Genomic DNA, 19778 nt, shown 5'->3' with positions numbered 1-19778 from the left:
TGATCCGGTCAGCCTTCCAATCTAATCCTGTTGCCCGAAGGCATCAAATCGCCCCCGGGCCCCTCGCCGCCCGGGGCTCAGCCTGCCGCGCAGTCCAGCAGGCGCTGCAGGATGTCGAAGTAGATCGCCTCCAGCGCTTCGAGGTCGGCGACCGCGACGTGCTCATTCGCCTTGTGAATGGTGGCGTTCAGCGGGCCGAGTTCCACCACCTGCGCGCCGGTCGGGCCCATGAAGCGGCCATCGGAGGTGCCCCCGGAGGTCGATCGCCGTGGACAGCGCCCGGTGTGCGCAGTGACCGCCTGCTCGACGGCCTCGATGAGCGCCCCGCCTCGGGTGGCGAAGGGGCCGCCCGAGTGCCGCCAGGATATCGTGTAGTGGACGCCGTAGTGGTGGAGGATCGCCTCGATCCGTTGCTGCAGATCCTCGGCGGAGACCGTCGGGGCGTAGCGCAGGTTGAAGACGACCTCCATGGCGCCGGGGATGACGTTGTCCGCCCCGGTGCCCGCCTGGATGTTGGAGATCTGGAAGCTGGTCGGCGGGAAGTCGTCGTCACCCTGATCCCACTCGGTGGCCACGAGCTCCTGCAGCGCCGGTGCGAAACCGTGGATGGGGTTGTCCGCCTGGTGCGGGTAGGCGACGTGACCCTGCTCGCCGTGGACGGTGAGGTGGCCGGTCAGCGACCCCCGGCGGCCGACCTTGAATTCGTCCCCCAACTGCGCCTGGCTGCTGGGCTCGCCGACGAGGCAGTAGTCGATGGCGCTGCCCCGCTCGGCCAGGGTCTCCACCACGTGGCGCGTGCCATCCACCGCAGGACCCTCCTCGTCGCTGGTCAGCAGGACCGCGATGGCGCCGGCGTGCTTGGGATGGTAGGCGACGAAGCGCTCCACGGCAGCGGTGAAGGCGGCGACGCTGCCCTTCATGTCCGCCGCACCGCGGCCGTAGAGATAGCCATCTTCGACGATGGGCTGGAAAGGTGGGTGCTGCCACGCTGACTCCGGGCCACTGGGGACGACATCGGTATGGCCGAGGAAGCAGAACAGCGGCCGCCCGGTGCCGCGCTGCGCCCACAGGTTGGTCACCCCGCCGGTGCTCAACCACTCGGCGCCGAAGCCGGCCGCGGCCAGGCGTTCGGCGATGAGGGTCTGGCAGCCGGCATCCTCGGGGGTCACCGACGGTCGCTGGATCAGCTCCCGGGCCAGCTCGAGGGTTGCGCTCATGGGCGCAGCAGCTCGTTGATGCCGACCTTGGCGCGGGTCTTCTCGTCCGCGTATTTGATGATCACGGCACAGTAAAGACTGTGGCTGCCATCGGCGGCGGGGAGGTTACCCGGGACGACCACGGCACCCTCTGGAACGTGCCCGAAGTGGACCTCACCGGTGTTGCGGTCGTAGATCTTGGTGCTCTGGCCGATGTAGACGCCCATGGAGATCACCGCGCCGCGGCCGACAGTCACGCCCTCGACGATCTCGGAGCGGGCGCCGATGAAGCACTCATCCTCGATGATGGTCGGGTTGGCCTGCAGGGGCTCGAGCACGCCGCCGATGCCCACGCCGCCGGAGAGATGGACGTTCTTGCCGATCTGGGCGCAGGAGCCCACCGTGGCCCAGGTGTCGACCATGGTTCCCTCGTCCACATAGGCGCCGATGTTCACGTAGGAAGGCATCAGCACCACCCCGGGGGCGATGTAGCTGCCGCGCCGCGCTGCTGCCGGCGGCACCACGCGCACGCCGGACTCGCGCAGGGCGTCCTCGCCCCAGTCGGCGAACTTCATCGGCACCTTGTCGAAGAAGTTGGTCACGCCGCCGCGCATCAGGCGGTTGTCGTTGAGCCGGAAGGAGAGCAGGACGGCTTTCTTCAGCCACTCGTTGACCTGCCAGCCCCCGTTGCCCGGTTCGGCCACCCGTGCCTGGCCGCTATCCAGACGGCGCAGGGCCTCATCGACCGCCTCGCGGATCTCGGCGGGGGTGTCATTCGGGTTGAGGCGGGTGCGTTGTTCGAACGCCTCTTCGATCACCTTCTGGATGTCTGCAGCCATGCTGGGCTCCCTATTGGAAATTTCTCTGGACAAACCGCCGGATCCGCTCCGCCGCCTCGATGCAGGTGGCCAGGTCGGGAACCAGCGACATGCGGATGCGTCCCGCCCCCGGAGCAACCCCGTCAGGGCCGGTGCGGGAGAGGAAGCTGCCCGGTAGCACCGTGACGTGCTCTTCCTCCCAAAGCCGCCGGGTGAACTCCTGGTCGTCCACCGGTGTGCGCGGCCATAGATAGAAGGTCGCCGGCGGCGGGGAAACGTCCTCGAGGGCGTCGGCGAGAATGGTACACACCTCCCGGTAGCGCTCGCGATAGCGCGCCCGGTTGTCGATGACGTGGCTCTCGTCGCCCCAGGCTGTGGTGCTCGCGGCCTGCACGTGCAGGGGCAGGGCGCAGCCCTGATAGGTGCGGTAGCGCAGGAAGGCGTGGATCAGGCCCGGGTCGCCGGCAACGAACCCGGAGCGCAGGCCGGGGGCGTTGGAGCGCTTGGACAGGCTGTGGAAGACCAGGCAACGGTGGAAGTCGGTGCGCCCCTCGGCCTGGCAGACCTGCAGCAGTCCGGGCGGGGGATCGTCCTCGTCGGCGTAGATCTCGCTGTAGCACTCATCGGCGGCCACGATGAAGCCGTACCGGTCACTGAGTTCCAGCACACGGCGGTGGTAGTCGGTGCCGGCCACGGCGCCGGTGGGGTTGGCCGGGCTGTTGAGGTAGAGCAGCTGCACCCGCTGCCAGGTCCGTGGCTCGATGGCATCCAGATCCGGCAGGCCGCTGGCGGGGTCGATGGGTAGGTAGAGCGGACGGGCACCGCTGAGCAGCGCAGCGCCCTCGTAGATCTGGTAGAAGGGATTGGGCATGGCCACGTAGGGCCGCCCGCGGCCGATGACGGTCTGGGCGATGGCGAACAGCGCCTCGCGGGTGCCGGCCACCGGCAGGATGTGGTAATCGGGGTCGATGGCCGTCCCGGGCAGCTCGAAGCGTCGCTGCAGCCAGGCGGCGATCGCCTCGCGCAGCGACTCGAGGCCCCGGGTGGCCGGGTAGCGAGCTACCTGATCCAGGTTATCGCGGAGCACCCGGGTGAGCAGCTCGGGGGGCGGATCCTGGGGTTCGCCGATCCCCAGCCGGATGGGCGCTGCAGCCGGTGCGCGGTGCCCGGCCAGAAGCCGCTCCATGCGCTCGAAGGGGTAGGGCTGCAGCTCGGAGAGACCGCGATTCATAGATCCTCCGCGTCGAGGAGTCCTTGCAGGGCCTGACGCACACAGCGGTACTGTGCCGGCCGGCGCAAAGGCTTGCCCTGGTCATCGGTGATGAAGAACACGTCCTCGGCCCTCTCTCCCATAGTGGCGATCTTGGCGTTCTTGACCCGCACGCCGCACTGCGAGAACGCCCTGCCTACCCGTGCCAGCAGTCCGGGCCGGTCGGCGGTGATCAGCTCCACGACGGTGCGGGTGTTGTCCGGGTCGTCCGTAAAGCGGATCTGCGTCTCGGTGCGAAAGTGCTGGAGCTGTCGCGGGATGTGCCGCGCCACCGGGGCCGGGGGCGGGCCCTGCTCAGCGGCGGCGGCGGCCAGCACGCGGCGCACCTCCTCGATACGTTGTTCCTCCCGCGGTGGCTCGCCGTGCTGTTCCAGCACCCGGTAGCTGTCCAGGGTATAGCCGGCGTCGGTGGTGATCACGCGGGCATCCTGGATGCTCAGACCGAGCCGGTCCAGGGCCCATACACAGCGGGCGAAGAGATCGGTGCTGTCGGGTGCGTAGAGGAAGATCCGCGTGCCGCCTCCAGCGTCCTGCGCGGCGGCCAGCACCAGCGGGAGCTGGGCCGGCAGCGCCTCGGCAATGGCCTCGGTGTGCCAGGCGATCTCCTCGGCGCTGTGGCGCAGGAAGTAGTCCTCCGGCAGCTCCCCCCAGACTTTGCGGATGCGCCCCGGTCCGTAACCGCGCTGGCGGAGGATTCGCCGGGCATCGCGCTGGGTGTCGCGGATCAGCTCGCGCTTGTCCAGCGGCTTACCCAGTCCACGGCGGATGGCGGCCCGGGTCAGCCCGTAGAGCTCGTTGAGCAGCGCGGCCCGCCAGGCGTTCCAGAGTTCCGGGTTGGTGGCGCGGATGTCGGCGACGGTCAGCAGGTAGAGGTAGTCCAGGTGGGGCTGGTCGCCCATGGCGCGGGCGAACTCGGTGATCACCGCCGGGTCGGAGAGATCCTTGCGCTGCGCGGTGACCGACATGTCCAGGTGGTGGCGCACCAGCCAGGCGACCAGGCGGGCGTCGTAGGCCCCGAGCCCGTGCTGGATGCAGAAGTCGTAGGCATCGGTGGCGCCCAGTTCGGAGTGATCGCCGCCGCGGCCTTTGGCGATGTCGTGGAACAACCCCGCCAGGAAGAGCAGCTCGGGTTTTGGCAGCTGCTGCATGATGTCGTGGGCCAGGGGCAGCTCGGCACGGTGCTCGGCCAGGGCCATGCGGCGCAGGTTGCGCACCACGAAGAGGGTGTGCGAGTCGACGGTGTAGACGTGGAACAGGTCGTACTGCATGCGCCCGGCGATTCGCCCGAACGCCGGGATGTAGCGCCCGAGCACGCCGTAACGGTGCATCCGGCGCAGGGCATGGGTGATGCCCTGGGGCTGGCGGAGGATCTCCATGAACAGGCTGCGGCAACGCAGATCGCGCCGGAAACTCTCGTCGATGAGCGTCCGGTGCTGGCGGATGAGCCGGATGGTCGAGGCACGCACGCCCTTGAGTTCCGGGTGCTGCTGCAGCACCAGGAAGACCTCCAGCAGGGCGAATGGATAGCGCCGGAATACCGAGGGGTCGGTGACCTCAAGGAAGTCGCGGCGGATCTGGAAGCGCTTGTTGATCGGGGTCGGCTCGGTACCCGAACCGGCGTAGAGGATCGCCTCCTGGAAGTGCTGCAGGAGCATCTCGTTCAGCCGCGAGATGTCCATGGCGGTGCGGAAGTAGCGCTGCATGAACTGCTCGACGGCCAGGGTGCGGTCGTCATCGACGTAGCCGAACAGCTCGGCCAGACCGACCTGGTGGTCGAAGAGCAGACGGTCCTCGCGTCGACCGGCGATCAGGTGCAGACCGAAGCGCACGTCCCAGAGGAAGCGTTGGCCGGCGTGGAGGGCCTGGTACTCGGCTTCGGTCAGGAACCCCTCCGCGACCAGCTCGTGCACGTGCTCGGCCCCGAAGTGGCGCTTGGCGACCCAGCCCACCATCTGGATGTCGCGCAGACCGCCGGGGCTGGATTTGATGTTTGGTTCCAGGTTGTAGGCGGTGTCGTGGAATTTGGCGTGGCGGGCCTGCTGCTCGGCCAGCTTGGCCTCGAAGAAGGCCGGGCTTGGCCAGATGCGCTCGGCCGACATGGCCTGGCGCAGCGACTGACAAAGCTGCGGGTCGCCGCAAAGCAGGCGCGACTCCATGAGATTAGTCGCGATGGTGATGTCGTCGCCGGCGGCCTCGATGCACTCCTCGACGCTGCGAACGCTGTGACCGATGTCCAGACCTAGATCCCATAACCCGGTGATGAGGGATTCGAGCGAAGGGGTGAGCGCCTCTCTGCGCCCGGGGGCGACCAGGACCAACACATCGATGTCGGACCCCGGGTGCAGCTCGCCGCGGCCGTAGCCGCCCACCGCCAGGAGCGCGCAGCCACCTGGATCGTCGCCGCCCAGGCTGCCTCGCCACAATTGTCGGACCACCTCATCCACCAGGGCGGCCCGTTCCGGAACCAGTTCCTCGGCGCCGGTCCCGGCGCGGAATCGCTCGGCGAACTCTGCATCAGCCTGCCGCAGGGCTTGGCGCAGGGTGGGCAGCAGCGGCTCACCCGCCTCCAGCGCCCGGGCTAGATCACCGGACTCCAGGACGGCGGGGCGGGCCGTGGCGGGCATGGTGGGGCTCCTGTCGATGGGGCGGCGACTCAGCGGCCGTCCGGTGACGGGGTGAGGATCTCGTAGCCGGTCTCGGTGACAAGCAGGGTGTGCTCCCACTGGGCCGAGAGGCTGCGGTCCTTGGTCACCACCGTCCACTGGTCCCGCAGCAGCTTGGTGGCCGGTTTTCCGGCGTTGATCATCGGTTCGATGGTGAAGGTCATACCGGGCTCGAGGCGCATGCCGGTGCCGGGCTGGCCGTAGTGAAGCACCTGCGGCTCCTCGTGGAAGCTCCGCCCGATGCCGTGGCCGCAGTACTCTCGCACGACCGAGAAGTTGTGCTCCTCCGCGTGGCACTGCACGGCGTGGCCGATATCCCCCAGAGTGGCGCCGGGCCGGACCTGCTCGATGCCGCGCCAGAGGCAGTCGCGGGTGGTTTCCACGAGGCGTCGGGCCAGGATGCTCGGCTCGCCGACGTAGAACATGCGGCTGGTGTCGCCGTGCCAGCCCTCGGGGTCGATAACCGTCACGTCGATGTTGAGGATATCGCCCTTCTTGAGCTTTTTCGGCCCGGGGATGCCGTGGCAGACGACGTGATTGACCGAGGTGCAGGTGGCCTTGGGGAAGCCGCGGTAGTTCAGCGGCGCCGGCGTCGCCCCGAGCTCCTCCGTGATGTAGCGATGACAGAGCTCGTCGAGGTGCTCGGTTGTCACCCCGGGCTCGACCCGGGGGGCGACCATGTCCAGCACGCTCGCGGCCATCCGGCCGGCGCGGCGCATGCCCTCGATCTCTTCAGCGGTTTTGATGGGTACAGACATGCGCCTCATCATAACATGTGGAGTTCGCCTGCGGTGTGTCGCCGCCCGGCCGTGGAGGGTGTTGCCCAGCATCGGCAGGCCGTGCAGTTCGTTCTTGTAACCGACTGTCGATAGTGGTATAAACCGCGCTGCTGCGGCGTAAAGGTGCGCTCAGCAAACTGGGAAAACCACTGAATCCACACATACGCCGTCACATTCGACCGGGTGCCCGGTGGCCGTGCGCGACCGGGTCGTCGTCTGCGGGCGTATGGAGGCTCAACCCGATCCAAGGAGATCCGACATGGCCGACGTTTCCATGCGTCAGATGCTGGAAGCGGGAGTGCACTTCGGGCACCAGACCCGCTTCTGGGATCCGAAAATGCGCCCCTTCATCTTCGGTGAGCGCAACAAGATCCATATCATCAACCTCGAGAAGACGCTGCCCCTCTACAAGGACGCCCTGAACTTCGCCGGGCGCCTGGCCAGCAACGGTGGCAAGATCCTCTTCGTCGGGACCAAGCGGCCGGCGCGGGAGCTGGTCCGCGAGCATGCGGCCCGCTGCGGGATGCCCTACGTCGATCACCGCTGGCTCGGCGGCATGATGACCAATTTCCGCACCGTCAAGCACTCCATCGCCCGCCTCAAGGACCTGGAGACCCAGGCGGAGGACGGCACCTTCGACAAGGTGACCAAGCGCGAGGCGCTGGCGCTGAGTCGCGAGCGCGAGAAGCTTGATCGCAGTCTTTCGGGCATCAAGAACATGGAGCGCCTTCCCGACGCCATGTTCGTCGTCGACGTGGGCTATGAGCACATCGCCATCTCCGAGGCGAAGAAGCTCGGCATCCCGGTCATCGGCGTGGTGGACACCAACTGCTCGCCCCGCGAGGTCGACTACGTCATCCCCGGCAACGACGACGCCATCCGTGCCATCGAGCTCTACGTCAGCGGTATCGCCGATGCCGTCCTCGAGGCCAAGCAGGCAACCAGTCATGCCGCGGCCTCGGGCAAGGACGACTTCGTCGAGATCAACGACACCGCATCCTGAGGGGGGCAAACAGAGATGTCCGTATCCGCAAATCTGGTCAAGCAGCTTCGTGAGCGCACCGGCTCCGGCATGATGGAGTGCAAGAAGGCCCTGGTGGAGGCCGACGGCGACCTGGAGGCCGCCGCAGAGCTGATGCGCAAGAAGGGCCTGGCCAAGGCCGACAAGAAGGCCGATCGGGTCGCGGCCGAAGGCCGCATCGTGGCGGCCCGCTCCGATGACGGCAAGGCCGGCGTGCTCGTCGAGGTCAACTCCGAGACCGACTTCGTCGGCAACGGCGACGAGTTCCGCGCCTTCGCCGAGTCCGTGGCGCAACGGGCTCTGGACTCCGGCGCCGAGGACCTGGACGCCCTGCTGGCCAGCGAGGTCGACGGCAAGTCGGTGGAGACCCTGCGCCAGGAGATGGTCGCGCAGCTCGGCGAGAACATCGAGGTCCGCCGTTTAATCCGCTACGCTGGGGACCATCAGGTGGCTCAGTACCTGCACGGCGCGCGGATCGGCGTGATGGTCGAGTACACCGGGGGCGACGAGCAGCTCGGCCGCGACCTGGCCATGCACATCGCGGCCTCCTCGCCGGTTTGCGTCAGCCCCGACGATGTGCCGTCGGATCAGCTGGCCTCCGAGAAAGAGGTACTGCTGGCGCAGGCCCGCGAGAGTGGCAAGCCGGAAGAGATCGTCGAAAAGATGGTCGAGGGCCGGCTCAATAAGCATCTGAGCGAGATCACGCTGCTCGGTCAGCCCTTCGTCAAGGACCCGGATCAGACCGTCGGGGACCTGCTCAAGGCCAAGGGCGCGGAAGTGACCCGCTTCGCGCGCTACGAGGTCGGCGAGGGCAAGGAGAAAAAGGACGAGAGCTTCGCTGACGAGGTGATGGCCCAGGTCCGCGACTCCTGAGCCCGGGCGGCGCTATCAGCAACGGCGGTGCCCGGGGTTCCCGGGCACCGCGCCCGCTCACCGAAAGGCCGGAGTCATGACGGTGCCGCACTATCGCCGGATACTGCTCAAGCTCAGCGGCGAGGCGCTGCTGGGTGACGGACAATACGGGATCGCCGCCAACACGCTCGATCGCATCGCCGACGAGCTCGCCGAGATCAACGCCATGGGGGTCCAGGTGGCGGTGGTCATCGGGGGTGGCAACATCTTCCGCGGGGCCGGTTTGGCCGCATCGGGCATGGACCGCGTCACCGCCGATCACATGGGCATGCTGGCCACCGTGATGAACGCCCTGGCCATCCAGGACGCTCTGGAGCGGCGGAACGTGTTCTGCCGCGTCATGTCGGCCATCAAGATCAATCAGGTCTGCGAGGATTACATCCGCCGCCGGGCGGTGCGTCACCTGGAGAAAGGCCGGGTGGTGATCTTCGCGGCCGGTACCGGCAACCCCTTCTTCACCACCGACTCCGCCGCCAGTCTGCGCGCCGTGGAGGTCGGAGCCGAATTGCTGCTCAAGGGAACCAAGGTCGACGGGGTTTACAGCTCCGACCCGGTCCGCGACCCCGAGGCGAAACGCTATCAGCAGCTCACCTACGATGAAGTGCTGAGCAAGCGCCTGGAGGTCATGGACGCGACCGCCATCGTCCTGTGCCGCGATCAAGCGATGCGCATCATGGTCTTTGACATCACCAGCCCGGGTACCATGGTCGCCGCGGCCCGTGGCGAGCCGGTGGGCACCGTGGTCGACCCGGGCCTGCCCAGCGCCCAGGAGGAATCATCGTGATCGAAGATATCCAGGAAGACGCCGACCGCCGGATGGCCAAAGCTGTCGAGAGCCTCAAGCACGACCTGGCTCGGCTGCGCACCGGGCGCGCCCATACAAGTCTGCTTGATCAGGTGAATGTCGAGTATTACGGCATGGAGGTGCCCATCAAGCAGGCGGCCAACATCAGCGTGGAGGATTCGCGCACGCTCGCCGTTACGCCCTTCGAAAAGCACATGGTGCCCGCCATCGAGAAGGCGATCATGGCCTCGAACCTGGGGCTGAGTCCGGTTACGGCCGGGCAGGTCATCCGGGTGCCGCTGCCCTCACTGACCGAGGACCGCCGCAAGGAGATGGTCCGCCTGGTCAAGAACGAGGCCGAGCAGGCCCGCGTCGCCATCCGCAACGTCCGCCGGGATGCCAACTCGGACCTCAAGGACCTGGCCAAGGGCAAGGACATCACCGAGGACGAGGAGCGCAGCGCCCAAGAGGCCATTCAGAAGCTCACCGATCGGTACGTGGCGCAAGTCGACGACCTGCTCGAGGAGAAGGAACGCGAGCTCATGGAGGTCTGAGCAGGTCGTATGGCGGAGACGAATGGGCCAGCGCAGATCGCCGAGCGATTAGCCGGTGTCGAGTTACCGCGCCACATCGCCATCGTCATGGATGGCAATGGGCGGTGGGCGCAGCGGCGTGGGCAGCCGCGCTACGCCGGCCACCGCGCTGGCGTGCGCTCGGTGCGTGAGGTGGTCGAGGCGTGCGGGCGCCTGGAACTCGAGGCACTGACGCTCTTCGCCTTCAGCAGCGAGAACTGGCGTCGTCCGCGCGGCGAGGTCCGCGTGCTGATGGAGCTGTTCCGGACCACGCTCGATGAGGAGCTGCAGCGGCTCCACGAGAACGGGGTGCGCCTGAGCTTCATAGGCGATCGGGCGCAATTCAATAAGGCCCTGCAGCGGCGGCTCGTCGATGCCGAGACGCTGACCGCCGGGAATACCGGGCTGAATCTGATCGTGGCCACCAGCTACGGCGGACGCTGGGAGATCGCCGAGGCGGCCCGCCACCTGGCGGCGTCGGCGGCCCGCGGAGAGGTCGATCCGCAGGCCATCGACGAGGAGGCCTTCCGCGGCGCGCTGTCCCTTCCGGATGTGGCCGATCCCGATCTGTTCATCCGCACCGGGGGCGAGCGACGCATCTCCAACTTCCTGCTCTGGCAGATAGCCTATACCGAGCTCCACTTCGCCGAGACGCTTTGGCCGGAGTTCGGCACCGAGGAGCTAGCCCGCGCCATCGAGGACTATGCCGGGCGGGATCGCCGCTTTGGCGCCGTATCCTCCCGTCCGCTGAAGTCGGTGCGCCATGCTTAAGGCACGGGTGCTGACGGCACTGGCGTTGGGCCCCCTATTACTCGCCGCCATCTGGCTGCTCCCCACCGGGGTGCTCGCCGTGCTGCTGGGGGCCACGGCGGCCCTTGCGGCCTGGGAGTGGACCACGTTGATCGGGGTTCAGGACACGGCGCGTAGGGTGGCCATCGTGGGCGGGTTCGCCGCCACCCTGCTGCCGGGGTGGTTGCTTCTGGAAGCCGGTGTCGCGGCTGGCGGTATTCTCTATGCGGTGGCCGGTCTGTGGGTCGGGGCCCTGGTGTGGCTCCTGCTCTACAGCCGGCGTGACCTCCCGGCGCCTTCGCCCCTGCGGGCTGCCCTGGTGGGTTGGTTAGTGCTGTGGCCGTGCTGGCTGGCGTTGGTCTACCTCCACGGCAGCACGCCCTGGGGGCCGTTCTGGCATACATTCCTGCTGGTGCTGGTCTGGGCGGCGGACACCGGCGCCTACTTCACCGGTCGGGCGTGGGGCCGCCACCGGCTGGCACCGCGGATCAGCCCCGGCAAGAGCTGGGAAGGGGCGCTCGGTGGGGGTGCCGCTGCGCTGCTCGGAGGCGGGCTGCTGGTGCTCGCCCTGCAGCCGCAGGCCCCGGGGCTGGGAGCGCTGGCCCTGCTGACGGTGGCGGTCGTTGTTGCCTCGGTGGTGGGGGATCTTTTCGAGAGCATGCTCAAGCGTCAGCGCGGCGTGAAAGACAGCGGCGGCATCCTGCCGGGGCACGGCGGGATCCTCGATCGCATCGACAGCCTGACTGCGGCGGCGCCGGTTCTAGCAGCGGGGTTAGCGTGGTGGCAGAGCGGAATCTGATGCAGCTGGCAGTACTCGGGGCCACCGGCTCCATCGGCACGAGCACCCTGGATGTCGCGGCCCGGCATCCGGAACGGTTCGGCGTCCACGCGGTGGCCGCCGGCCGGGACTGGGAGGGGTTGCTGCGGATCTGCCGCGAGCACCGTCCAGCACGCGCGGCCCTTGCCGATGCGGCGGCGGCGGACGAACTGCGCCATCGCCTCCGGGACGAGGGGCTGCAGCACATCGAGGTCGATGTCGGCGAGGAGGGTGTGGCGGCCCTGGCGGCGGATAGCGACGTGGACGCCGTGGTGACGGCGGTGGTCGGCGCCGCGGGTCTGGCCTCTTCGCTGGCGGCCTGCCGCGCCGGCAAGCGGATCCTGCTGGCCAACAAGGAGACACTGGTCGTCGCCGGGGAGCTGTTCATGGCGACGGCGAAGCGGTTCGGAGCCCGGATCGTGCCCGTGGATAGCGAGCACAACGCGGTCTTCCAGGGACTGCCGGCCGGTGCAGATGCCACGGCGGGGGTCGAGCGCATCGTGCTCACCGCCTCCGGCGGCCCGTTCCGCGATCGCGATCCCGACACCCTGGCTGCGGTCACGCCGAAGGAGGCTGTGGCGCACCCGAACTGGTCCATGGGTCGCAAGATCTCCGTGGATTCGGCCACGATGATGAACAAGGGCCTGGAGGTCATCGAGGCCTGCCACCTCTTCGACCTGGAACCTCGGTGCGTCGATGTGGTCATTCATCGACAGAGCCTGGTGCATGCGCTGGTGGGCTACCGTGACGGTTCCTACCTGGCGCAGGTCGGGTCGCCGGACATGCGGGTGCCGATCTCTTACGCCATGGGCTATCCCGAGCGGATCGCCTCCGGCGTCGATCTGGTCGACCTGGCTGCGGCGGGTCGTCTCGACTTCGAGGCTGTGGACGAGCGCCGTTTCCCGTGCCTGCGTCTGGCCTATCAGGCGCTGCGTACCGGCGGCGGTGCCTGTGCCGTGCTCAATGCGGCCAACGAGATTGCGGTGGATGCCTTCCTCGACGGGCGTCTCCGTTTCGACCGCATCGCGCCAGTGATCGAGGAGGCCCTGGCGGCGGAAACCCCACCGCCCCCCCAGGATCTGGATTCGGCCCGTGGGATCGACGCGCGGGCCCGCCGCCAGGCCGAAGAGGCCGTGCGGCGCATCGCGGACTGATTCGACTATGACCATCGTCTGGAGCATCATCGCCTTCCTGGTCGCCATCGCGATCCTGGTGACGGTCCACGAGGCCGGTCACTACCTCGTCGCGCGCTGGTGCAACGTCCGCGTGCGCCGCTTCTCGGTCGGCTTCGGGCGCCCGCTGCTGAGCTGGCGCGGGCGCGGCCCGGACCGCATCGAGTACTGCCTGTCGGCCATCCCTCTCGGCGGTTACGTACAGATGCTCGATGAGCGCGAGGGCGAGGTCGATCCCGCCGAGCGCCACCGCGCCTTCAACAATCGCCCCCTGGGACAGCGCACGGCCATCGTCGCCGCGGGGCCCGCGGCCAACTTCCTGTTCGCGGTGGTGGCCTACTGGCTGGTGGCGGTGCTCGGCATGGTCGAAATGCGGCCCATCGTCGACGAGCCCATCACCGATTCACCGGCCGAGATGGCCGGTTTCGAGCGGGGGGAGGAGATCGTGGCCATCGACAGCCGCGATACCCCCACCTGGCAGCGGGTGGCCATGGGGCTGATGAATGCCGGGTTCAACCGCGAGGATGTCCCGGTCACGGTACGCGATGAGGCCGGCAACGAGTTGGAACGCTCCCTGGATCTGCGCGCCGAGCCCCGGCTCAAGGACACCACCGATATCCTCGGCACCATTGGCTTGCGCGCCTACACGCCGGATCTGCCGGCGACCATCGGCCGTCTCGCCGAGGGTGGGGCGGCAGCGCAGGCGGATCTGCGCGAGGGGGATCGGATCCGCGCCATCGACGGCGAGGCGGTCGGTTCCTGGCTTGAGCTGGTTGAACGGGTCGAGCCACGCGCCAACGAGCCAGTGACCCTGACCTACGAGCGGGAAGGCCAAGTCCGCGAGGTTACGCTCACTCTGGGCGCGCAGGAGCGCGGCGAAGCCGAGGTCGGCATGCTCGGTGTCGGGCCGGCCATCCCCGAGGGGTATCAGGAGCGCATGGAACGGGAGGTTCGCCACGGGCCAGTGGCCGGGGTCGCCTACGGCGTGGAGCGCACCTGGGACACCACCGTGGTGACCGTCAAGATGCTCGTGCGTATGGTCATGGGCGAGGCGTCGCTGAAGAATATCGGTGGCCCGGTGACCATCGGCCAGTTCGCCGGGGATACCGCCTCCATGGGGGTGGTGCCGTTCCTCACCTTCCTGGCGGTCATCAGCATCAGCCTGGGCATCATCAACCTGCTGCCCATCCCGATCCTCGACGGTGGCCATCTGCTCTACTTCCTGACCGAGGCCATCCGCGGCAAGCCGGTCTCGGAACGGACGCAGTTGATCGGGCAGCAGGTGGGTATCGTCATCCTGCTCGGATTGATGGCACTGGCCTTCTACAACGATTTTGAGCGTCTGCTCGGTGGTTGAGCCCGGCGGCGACGATACGAGGCGGACAAGGAGCCGGCCCGATGCGGCACACGGTAGACAAGGGGGCGCTTTGATTCGACGCTGGGGGCGCAATGCGGTTGTCGCGCTGCTGCTGCTGGGCGCGGCCACGGTCGCGACGGCCAGGGCGGACTCCTTTGTCGCCGAGCAGATCCGCGTGGAAGGACTGGAGCGCATTGACGAAGGCACGGTCTTCAGCTATCTGCCCGTCGAGCCCGGTGATCGCGTGGGCAGCGGCGAGGTCGCGGAGGCGATCCGTGAACTCTACCGCTCCGGCTTCTTCCGCGACGTGGAGTTGGCTCGGGACGGCGATGACCTGATCGTGCGGGTGCAGGAGCGGCCGTCCATCGCACGGCTCCAGTTCGAGGGCAACGAGCAGATCCGTACCGAGGACCTGCGCGAGGCGTTGCGCAGCGCGGGGATGGCCGAAGGGCAGGTCTTCAACCGTGCGCAGCTGGCGGAGATCGAGCGGGAACTGCGCCAGCAGTACTTTGCCCAGGGCAAGTACGATGTCTCCGTGGAGAGCACCGTCTCGCCGCTGGAGCGCAACCGGGTGGCCATCCGGATCGACATCGAGGAAGGGCCGGTGGCCGAGATCCGCGAGATCCACTTTACCGGCAACGAGGCCTATTCCGACCGCGAGCTGCGCGGCGTGTTCGAGCAGCAGGCTCGGCGCTGGTGGGCGCCGTGGTCGCAGCGGCACCGCTACGCCCGTGATCTGCTCGCCAACGACCTGGAGAGCCTGCGCGGGTACTACCTGGATCGTGGCTTCCTGAACTTCGCCGTGACCTCGACCCAAGTCTCCATCAGCCCCGACCGGCGCGATGTCCATATCGCCGTCAATGTCGCCGAGGGTGAGCAGTACGAGATCGGCAGTATCGACGTCCAGGGGCATCTGGTGGTTCCGCCGGAGGAGCTGCGGGAGCTGATCACGGCCGAGCCCGGCGAACTCTATTCGCGCAGCCGCGTCAACGCCGGCTCCTCGGCCATTCGTTCGCGACTGGCGGAGGAGGGGTACGCCTTCAGCAACGTCAACGTGCGCCCGCGGGTCGACGAGGACGAACAGGTCGTCGATCTGACCTATGTGGTGGACCCCGGGGCGCGGGTTTACGTGCGGCGGATCAATATCACCGGCAATCAGCGCACCCAGGACGAGGTCATCCGGCGCGAACTTCGCCAGCTTGAGGGGGCGCCACTGTCCAGCGAGGCCCTGGAGCGCTCCCAGACCCGGCTCAACCGCCTCGGTTTCTTCGACTTCGTCAACGTCGAGACCCCCCGGGTGCCGGGCGAGGACGATCGGGTGGACGTGGATGTCAGTGTCCAGGAGCGCATGACCGGGCAGCTGCAGGCCGGCGTCGGGTACGGCGATGTCCAGGGACTGCTGGTCAACTTCTCCGTCTCTCAGGACAACCTGCTCGGCACCGGCGACCGGCTGAGCATGACGGTGAACAACTCCAGCGTTTCGACGATCTACAACGTCTCGTACACCGACCGCTACCACACCCAGGAGGGTGTCTCCCAAACGTTGTCGGCCGGCTACCGCGAGACCCGCGCGCGTCGCGCCGACCTGGCCGACTACGACCTGACCTCAGGGCACGCCTCGGTGGAGTACAGCGTGCCGGTCACCGAGGTGGACCGGCTGGCGGCGCGGCTGCGGCTGGAACGCATCGGCATCGACGAGCGCTCCAATACCCCTGAGTGGATCACGGACTACCTGGCGGATCAGAGCGACGATCGCTTCACTATGATCAAGCCGCGGCTGTCGTGGAACCGGGACACCCGGGATCGCGGCGTCTTCCCCACCGCTGGCGGGCGTCAGCGGCTGTCGCTGGAGGGGACCGTCCCCGGTGATGACCTGGAGTTCTACAAGCTCACCTACGAGAACCGGCGCTACTGGCCGCTGCGCTGGCTCGGTGACCGCACGACGTTCTCAGTGGAGGGGCAGGTCTCCTACGGCGACGGCTACGGCGATACCGACCGCCTGCCGTTCTTCGAGAACTACTACGCCGGCGGTGTGCGGACCGTCCGCGGTTACCGCGGCAACTACCTCGGGCCGCGCGAGGAGGGGGGTGATCCGATCGGCGGCAACGCGCGGGCGCTGACCAAGGCGCAGGTGATCTTCCCACCCACGCCGGAGTCGCAGTCGGTGCGCATGGCCGCTTTCGTCGACGCCGGGCAGGTCTTCAATACCCGCCAAGACGAGTACGGCTTTGAGGACGTGATCCCGGAGGGACTGGACCGCGTGGATCTCGGCGAACTCCGGGCTGCGGCGGGTATCTCCCTGATCTGGATGTCGCCGGTGGGTCCGTTGACATTCAGTCTTGCCGAACCGTTAAATGAGTCGCGGGACGACGAGACCGAGACCTTCCAGTTCTCGCTCGGGACGGAATTCTAGGGCTGTCGCGAAGCGGGCAGGGCCGGATGCAGAAGGCGGCAGCCCCCGGACCGTCCCGGACGCCCGGTCGATCCGTGATCTCCCGGGGGGGTGGCCGAGTTCATCCGAGCGCCCGGTGTGATAGGCTCTGCCGCTTATGGGGTCGTCCGCGGCCTGCGGATGGCACGAGGCGCACGGCGCCGGGAGTAACCGGATCAGACGACGGAGGAGTGAGCGTGAGCGAGAGTGACGCGCAGGGGGCAACGGATATCGAAGGCATCATGAACCTGCTGCCGCACCGGTATCCGATGCTGCTCATCGACCGGGTGCTAGAGTTCCAGCCCCACGAGCATCTGGCCAGCATCAAGAATGTCACCATCAATGAGCCGTTCTTCGTCGGCCATTTCCCGCAAAAGCCCGTAATGCCGGGGGTGCTCATCCTCGAGTCGCTGGCCCAGGCTTGTGGCATGCTCGCGTTCAAGAGTGTTCAGGACACCCTCACGGACAACGACGTCCTCTACTTGGTGGGGATCGACAAGGCGCGCTTCAAGCGGCCGGTTCAGCCCGGTGATCAGCTTCGACACGATGTCTCGGTGCGTCGTGTGGCTCGGGGGATTTGGATCTTCCAGGCACGCGGAAGTGTCGATGGCGAGTTGGCGGCCGAGTGTGAGATCCGCTGCACGGTGCGTACGGTTTGAGTCGAGTCCATCCGAACGCCCTGGTCGACCCCAAGGCCCGCCTCGGCGAGGACGTCGAGGTGGGGCCTTTCAGCGTGATCGGGCCGGATGTGGAGATCGACGAGGGGACCTGGATTGGCCCGCACGCGGTCATCCAGGGGCCGACCCGCATCGGCCGGGATAACCGCATCTACCAGTTTGCCGCCCTGGGGGAGGCCCCGCAGCACAAGGGCTATCAGGGCGAGCCCACGGAACTGGTGATCGGCGACGGCAATACCATCCGCGAGTTCGTCACCTGCCACCGCGGCACCGCGCAGGGGCGGGGCGAGACTCGCATCGGCGATCACAACTGGCTGATGGCGTACTGCCATATTGCCCACGACTGCCGGCTGGGCGACCATCTGCTGTTCGCCAACTCCGCGTCGCTGGCCGGGCATGTGGATGTCGGTGATCACGCCACCTTGGGCGGCTTCGCGCTAATACACCAGTTCTGCCGCATCGGTCCTTACGCCTTTTGCGGTTTCGGCAGCGGGATCAATCGGGATGTACCGCCGTTCGTCACAGTCTCCGGACAGATGGCGGTGCCGCACGGGATCAACTCGGTGGGGCTGCGCCGGCACGGGTTCTCGCGGGAACGCATCCGGGATATCAAGCGCGCCTACCGCATGATCTACCGACAGGGGCTGCGTCTCGACGATGCGCGCGAGGCGCTGTGCCAGCAGCTCGGCCACTCCGCGGACGTGCAGGGCATGGTCGATTTCATCGACAGCAGCCAGCGCGGTCTGTTGCGCTAGACTGCCGTCGGCCGGCGCAGGGGGGTCCGCCAATGGCCAGTCCCAGGGTGGCGATTCTCGCCGGTGAACTCTCCGGTGACGTCCTCGGCGCCGGCCTGATGAGCGAGCTTCGGGGCCGATGCCCCGGTGTGCGTTTCGAGGGGGTTGGTGGGCCGGCCATGGCAGCCCAGGGGCTTGAGTCGCTGGTACCCATGGAGCGGCTCTCGCTGATGGGGCTGACCGAGATCGTGCGGCATCTGCCGGGGCTTCTTCGCCTGCGCGCTGATCTGGCCCGGCGCTGGCGGGAGGATCCGCCGGATTGCTTCATCGGCGTCGATCTGCCCGATTTCAACCTCGGTCTGGCCCGGCGCCTGCGTGCGGCCGGGATCCCCACGCTCCACTACGTCAGCCCCACGATCTGGGCCTGGCGTCGTGGGCGCGTGCGGGGCATCCGGCGCTCGGTGGACCGGATGCTGACCCTCTATCCCTTCGAGGAGCAGTTCTACGCCGACAGTGGCGTCGACGCGGTCTGCGTCGGTCATCCGGCTGCTGATCGATTCCCGCTGCAGCCGGATACCGTTGCGGCGCGCCGGAGGCTGGGGCTGGATACGGACGCCACGGTGGTCGCCCTGCTGCCCGGTAGCCGTGGCAGCGAGATCGACCGCCTGCTCGAGCCCTTCCTCGGGGCGGCAGCGCTTCTGGCGGAGCGGCCGGATGCGCCGGACTTTGTCATACCGGTGGCCGCACCGCGGCTGCGCGAGCGGATCGAGGCGGCCGTGGATCGGCACCAGGTCCGCCTGCGCACGCGGCTGCTGGACGGCGACACGGCGACCGCGGCGACTGCGGCGGATGTGGCCCTGACCGCCTCGGGCACGGCAACCCTGGAGGTCATGCTGGCCAAGCGTCCGATGGTCGTGGCGTACCGCCTGTCGCCGCTGAGCTATCAGATCATCCGCCGGTTGATCCATGTCCCTTGGGTATCGCAGCCGAATCTGCTTGCCGGCGAGCCCCTGGTCCCGGAGTACTTCCAGGGCGACGTCACGCCGCAGGTCCTGGCCGAGGCGGCCGCATACTGGCTCGATGAGGCCCCGGCCCGGCTACAGCTGGTCCGCCGCTTCCGGGAGCTCCACGCCTCACTGGCCCGCGGGGCCGATGCCCGGGCGGCAGAGGCCGTTCTGGAGGTCCTGCGGTGAGCGGCGACGGCGGCGCGTGGCAGGTGGGTGTCGACGAGGCTGGCCGTGGGCCGTGGGCCGGGCCGGTGGTGGCCGCCGCGGTCATCCTGCGCGAGCCCATCGCCGGTGTCACCGACTCCAAGCGGCTGTCGGCGCGGCGCCGCGAGCAGGCCGCTGGGCTGATCCGCAGCGAGGCCGTGGCCTGGGGAATCGGGCGGGCAGAGGTCGCCGAGATCGATGCACTGAACATCCGTCGTGCCACCTTCCTGGCCATGTCCCGTGCGGTGGCGTCGGTGGCCAGCACCGCGCGGATCGCCGAAATCCTGGTGGACGGGCGCGAGATGCCGGAGGATTTGCCCGCTCCAGCGCGGGCCTTGGTCGGTGGCGATGCCCTGGAGCCGAGCATCTCGGCGGCATCCATCCTGGCCAAGACGCTACGTGATGCCGAGATGGTGGTGCTCGAGGAGACCTACCCGGGATACGGTTTTGCCCGGCACAAGGGCTACGGGACCGCCGAGCACCGCCACGCCCTCGAGCGCCTCGGCCCGTGCGCCGCGCACCGGCGCAGCTTTGCCCCGGTGCGCAGGATGCTCGGCGGCTGAGGCGCGCACCGC

General features: G+C 68.0%; 18 protein-coding genes. 13 read left to right on the top strand and 5 right to left on the bottom strand.

The features are described from left to right. Positions 1 to 77: 77 nt before the first annotated feature. The 5 genes from dapE to map are packed head-to-tail and all read right to left on the bottom strand — an operon-like array spanning position 78 to position 6705. Positions 78 to 1217: a succinyl-diaminopimelate desuccinylase gene (gene dapE / locus LRA98_RS02145; protein WP_238633183.1), complete on the bottom strand. Its 1140-nt coding sequence runs from the start codon at positions 1215 to 1217 to the stop codon at positions 78 to 80. Beyond that, a complete protein-coding gene (dapD, locus tag LRA98_RS02140) occupies positions 1214 to 2035 on the bottom strand; it encodes a 2,3,4,5-tetrahydropyridine-2,6-dicarboxylate N-succinyltransferase (RefSeq protein WP_238633184.1) in 822 nt (273 codons plus the stop codon). Before dapD ends, dapE begins: the two co-directional genes overlap by 4 nt. 10 nt (positions 2036 to 2045) lie before the next feature. Beyond that, positions 2046 to 3245: a succinyldiaminopimelate transaminase gene (dapC, locus tag LRA98_RS02135; protein WP_238633185.1), complete on the bottom strand. Its 1200-nt coding sequence runs from the start codon at positions 3243 to 3245 to the stop codon at positions 2046 to 2048. Beyond that, the gene (glnD, locus tag LRA98_RS02130) at positions 3242 to 5908 is read right to left on the bottom strand and encodes a [protein-PII] uridylyltransferase (protein ID WP_238633186.1); all 2667 of its coding nucleotides are present in this window, start codon (positions 5906 to 5908) and stop codon (positions 3242 to 3244) included. Before glnD ends, dapC begins: the two co-directional genes overlap by 4 nt. Before the next feature lie 29 nt (positions 5909 to 5937). Next, positions 5938 to 6705 carry a type I methionyl aminopeptidase gene (gene map / locus LRA98_RS02125; protein ID WP_238633187.1) on the bottom strand — a complete coding sequence of 256 codons (768 nt, stop codon included), beginning with the start codon at positions 6703 to 6705 and terminating at the stop codon, positions 5938 to 5940. Between the two features lie 280 nt (positions 6706 to 6985). Here map and rpsB point away from each other — a divergent pair, with 280 nt between their 5' ends. The 13 genes from rpsB (at position 6986) to LRA98_RS02060 (ending at position 19766) form a co-directional block, all read left to right on the top strand. Then, entirely contained in the window at positions 6986 to 7729 is a 744-nt protein-coding gene (gene rpsB / locus LRA98_RS02120; RefSeq protein WP_201170597.1) for a 30S ribosomal protein S2, read from the top strand. Between the two features lie 15 nt (positions 7730 to 7744). Further along, entirely contained in the window at positions 7745 to 8620 is an 876-nt protein-coding gene (gene tsf, locus LRA98_RS02115) for a translation elongation factor Ts (protein WP_201242641.1), read from the top strand. A gap of 76 nt (positions 8621 to 8696) precedes the next feature. Further along, on the top strand, positions 8697 to 9443 hold the full coding sequence (gene pyrH, locus LRA98_RS02110) for a UMP kinase (RefSeq protein ID WP_201170595.1): 747 nt from the start codon (positions 8697 to 8699) through the stop codon (positions 9441 to 9443). After that, positions 9440 to 9997, top strand: a complete 558-nt coding sequence (frr, locus tag LRA98_RS02105) for a ribosome recycling factor (protein ID WP_201242640.1) — start codon at positions 9440 to 9442, stop codon at positions 9995 to 9997. The genes pyrH and frr overlap by 4 nt, the downstream gene beginning before the upstream one ends. A gap of 9 nt (positions 9998 to 10006) precedes the next feature. Further along, entirely contained in the window at positions 10007 to 10786 is a 780-nt protein-coding gene (uppS, locus tag LRA98_RS02100) for a polyprenyl diphosphate synthase (protein ID WP_238633188.1), read from the top strand. Continuing rightward, positions 10779 to 11603: a phosphatidate cytidylyltransferase gene (locus LRA98_RS02095; RefSeq protein ID WP_238633189.1), complete on the top strand. Its 825-nt coding sequence runs from the start codon at positions 10779 to 10781 to the stop codon at positions 11601 to 11603. Before uppS ends, LRA98_RS02095 begins: the two co-directional genes overlap by 8 nt. After that, the gene (locus LRA98_RS02090) at positions 11603 to 12775 is read left to right on the top strand and encodes a 1-deoxy-D-xylulose-5-phosphate reductoisomerase (RefSeq protein WP_238633244.1); all 1173 of its coding nucleotides are present in this window, start codon (positions 11603 to 11605) and stop codon (positions 12773 to 12775) included. Before LRA98_RS02095 ends, LRA98_RS02090 begins: the two co-directional genes overlap by 1 nt. A 7-nt stretch (positions 12776 to 12782) precedes the next feature. Further along, a complete protein-coding gene (gene rseP, locus LRA98_RS02085; RefSeq protein ID WP_238633190.1) occupies positions 12783 to 14150 on the top strand; it encodes an RIP metalloprotease RseP in 1368 nt (455 codons plus the stop codon). Positions 14151 to 14220: 70 nt separating this feature from the next. After that, the gene (bamA, locus tag LRA98_RS02080; protein WP_238633191.1) at positions 14221 to 16563 is read left to right on the top strand and encodes an outer membrane protein assembly factor BamA; all 2343 of its coding nucleotides are present in this window, start codon (positions 14221 to 14223) and stop codon (positions 16561 to 16563) included. Between the two features lie 215 nt (positions 16564 to 16778). Continuing rightward, on the top strand, positions 16779 to 17240 hold the full coding sequence (gene fabZ / locus LRA98_RS02075) for a 3-hydroxyacyl-ACP dehydratase FabZ (RefSeq protein WP_201170578.1): 462 nt from the start codon (positions 16779 to 16781) through the stop codon (positions 17238 to 17240). Beyond that, positions 17237 to 18013 (top strand): acyl-ACP--UDP-N-acetylglucosamine O-acyltransferase, encoded by a 777-nt coding sequence (gene lpxA / locus LRA98_RS02070; protein ID WP_201170577.1) that lies wholly within the window; start codon positions 17237 to 17239, stop codon positions 18011 to 18013. Before fabZ ends, lpxA begins: the two co-directional genes overlap by 4 nt. A gap of 32 nt (positions 18014 to 18045) precedes the next feature. Continuing rightward, positions 18046 to 19185, top strand: coding sequence for a lipid-A-disaccharide synthase (lpxB, locus tag LRA98_RS02065; RefSeq protein ID WP_201242632.1), 1140 nt, complete (start codon positions 18046 to 18048; stop codon positions 19183 to 19185). After that, positions 19182 to 19766, top strand: coding sequence for a ribonuclease HII (locus LRA98_RS02060; RefSeq protein WP_201242630.1), 585 nt, complete (start codon positions 19182 to 19184; stop codon positions 19764 to 19766). The genes lpxB and LRA98_RS02060 overlap by 4 nt, the downstream gene beginning before the upstream one ends. The last annotated feature ends 12 nt before the right edge of the window (positions 19767 to 19778 follow it).

Origin of the sequence: Halorhodospira sp. M38 (assembly GCF_022227985.1) — a bacterium.
In the GTDB taxonomy this organism is placed as follows: Bacteria; Pseudomonadota; Gammaproteobacteria; order Nitrococcales; family Halorhodospiraceae; genus Halorhodospira; species Halorhodospira halophila_A.
This window is presented reverse-complemented; position numbering and strand designations above follow the sequence as displayed.

Bases quoted from the DNA above. Each gene is read 5' to 3' on its own strand.
- lpxB (WP_201242632.1), top strand. From the start codon at position 18,046: ATGGCCAGTCCCAGGGTGGCGATTCTCGCCGGTGAACTCTCCGGTGAC.
- LRA98_RS02090 (WP_238633244.1), top strand. From the start codon at position 11,603: ATGCAGCTGGCAGTACTCGGGGCCACCGGCTCCATCGGCACGAGCACC.
- LRA98_RS02095 (WP_238633189.1), top strand. From the start codon at position 10,779: ATGCTTAAGGCACGGGTGCTGACGGCACTGGCGTTGGGCCCCCTATTA.
- glnD (WP_238633186.1), bottom strand. From the start codon at position 5,908: ATGCCCGCCACGGCCCGCCCCGCCGTCCTGGAGTCCGGTGATCTAGCC.
- uppS (WP_238633188.1), top strand. From the start codon at position 10,007: ATGGCGGAGACGAATGGGCCAGCGCAGATCGCCGAGCGATTAGCCGGT.
- dapE (WP_238633183.1), bottom strand. From the start codon at position 1,217: ATGAGCGCAACCCTCGAGCTGGCCCGGGAGCTGATCCAGCGACCGTCG.
- map (WP_238633187.1), bottom strand. From the start codon at position 6,705: ATGTCTGTACCCATCAAAACCGCTGAAGAGATCGAGGGCATGCGCCGC.
- pyrH (WP_201170595.1), top strand. From the start codon at position 8,697: ATGACGGTGCCGCACTATCGCCGGATACTGCTCAAGCTCAGCGGCGAG.
- dapC (WP_238633185.1), bottom strand. From the start codon at position 3,245: ATGAATCGCGGTCTCTCCGAGCTGCAGCCCTACCCCTTCGAGCGCATG.
- tsf (WP_201242641.1), top strand. From the start codon at position 7,745: ATGTCCGTATCCGCAAATCTGGTCAAGCAGCTTCGTGAGCGCACCGGC.
- rseP (WP_238633190.1), top strand. From the start codon at position 12,783: ATGACCATCGTCTGGAGCATCATCGCCTTCCTGGTCGCCATCGCGATC.
- rpsB (WP_201170597.1), top strand. From the start codon at position 6,986: ATGGCCGACGTTTCCATGCGTCAGATGCTGGAAGCGGGAGTGCACTTC.
- dapD (WP_238633184.1), bottom strand. From the start codon at position 2,035: ATGGCTGCAGACATCCAGAAGGTGATCGAAGAGGCGTTCGAACAACGC.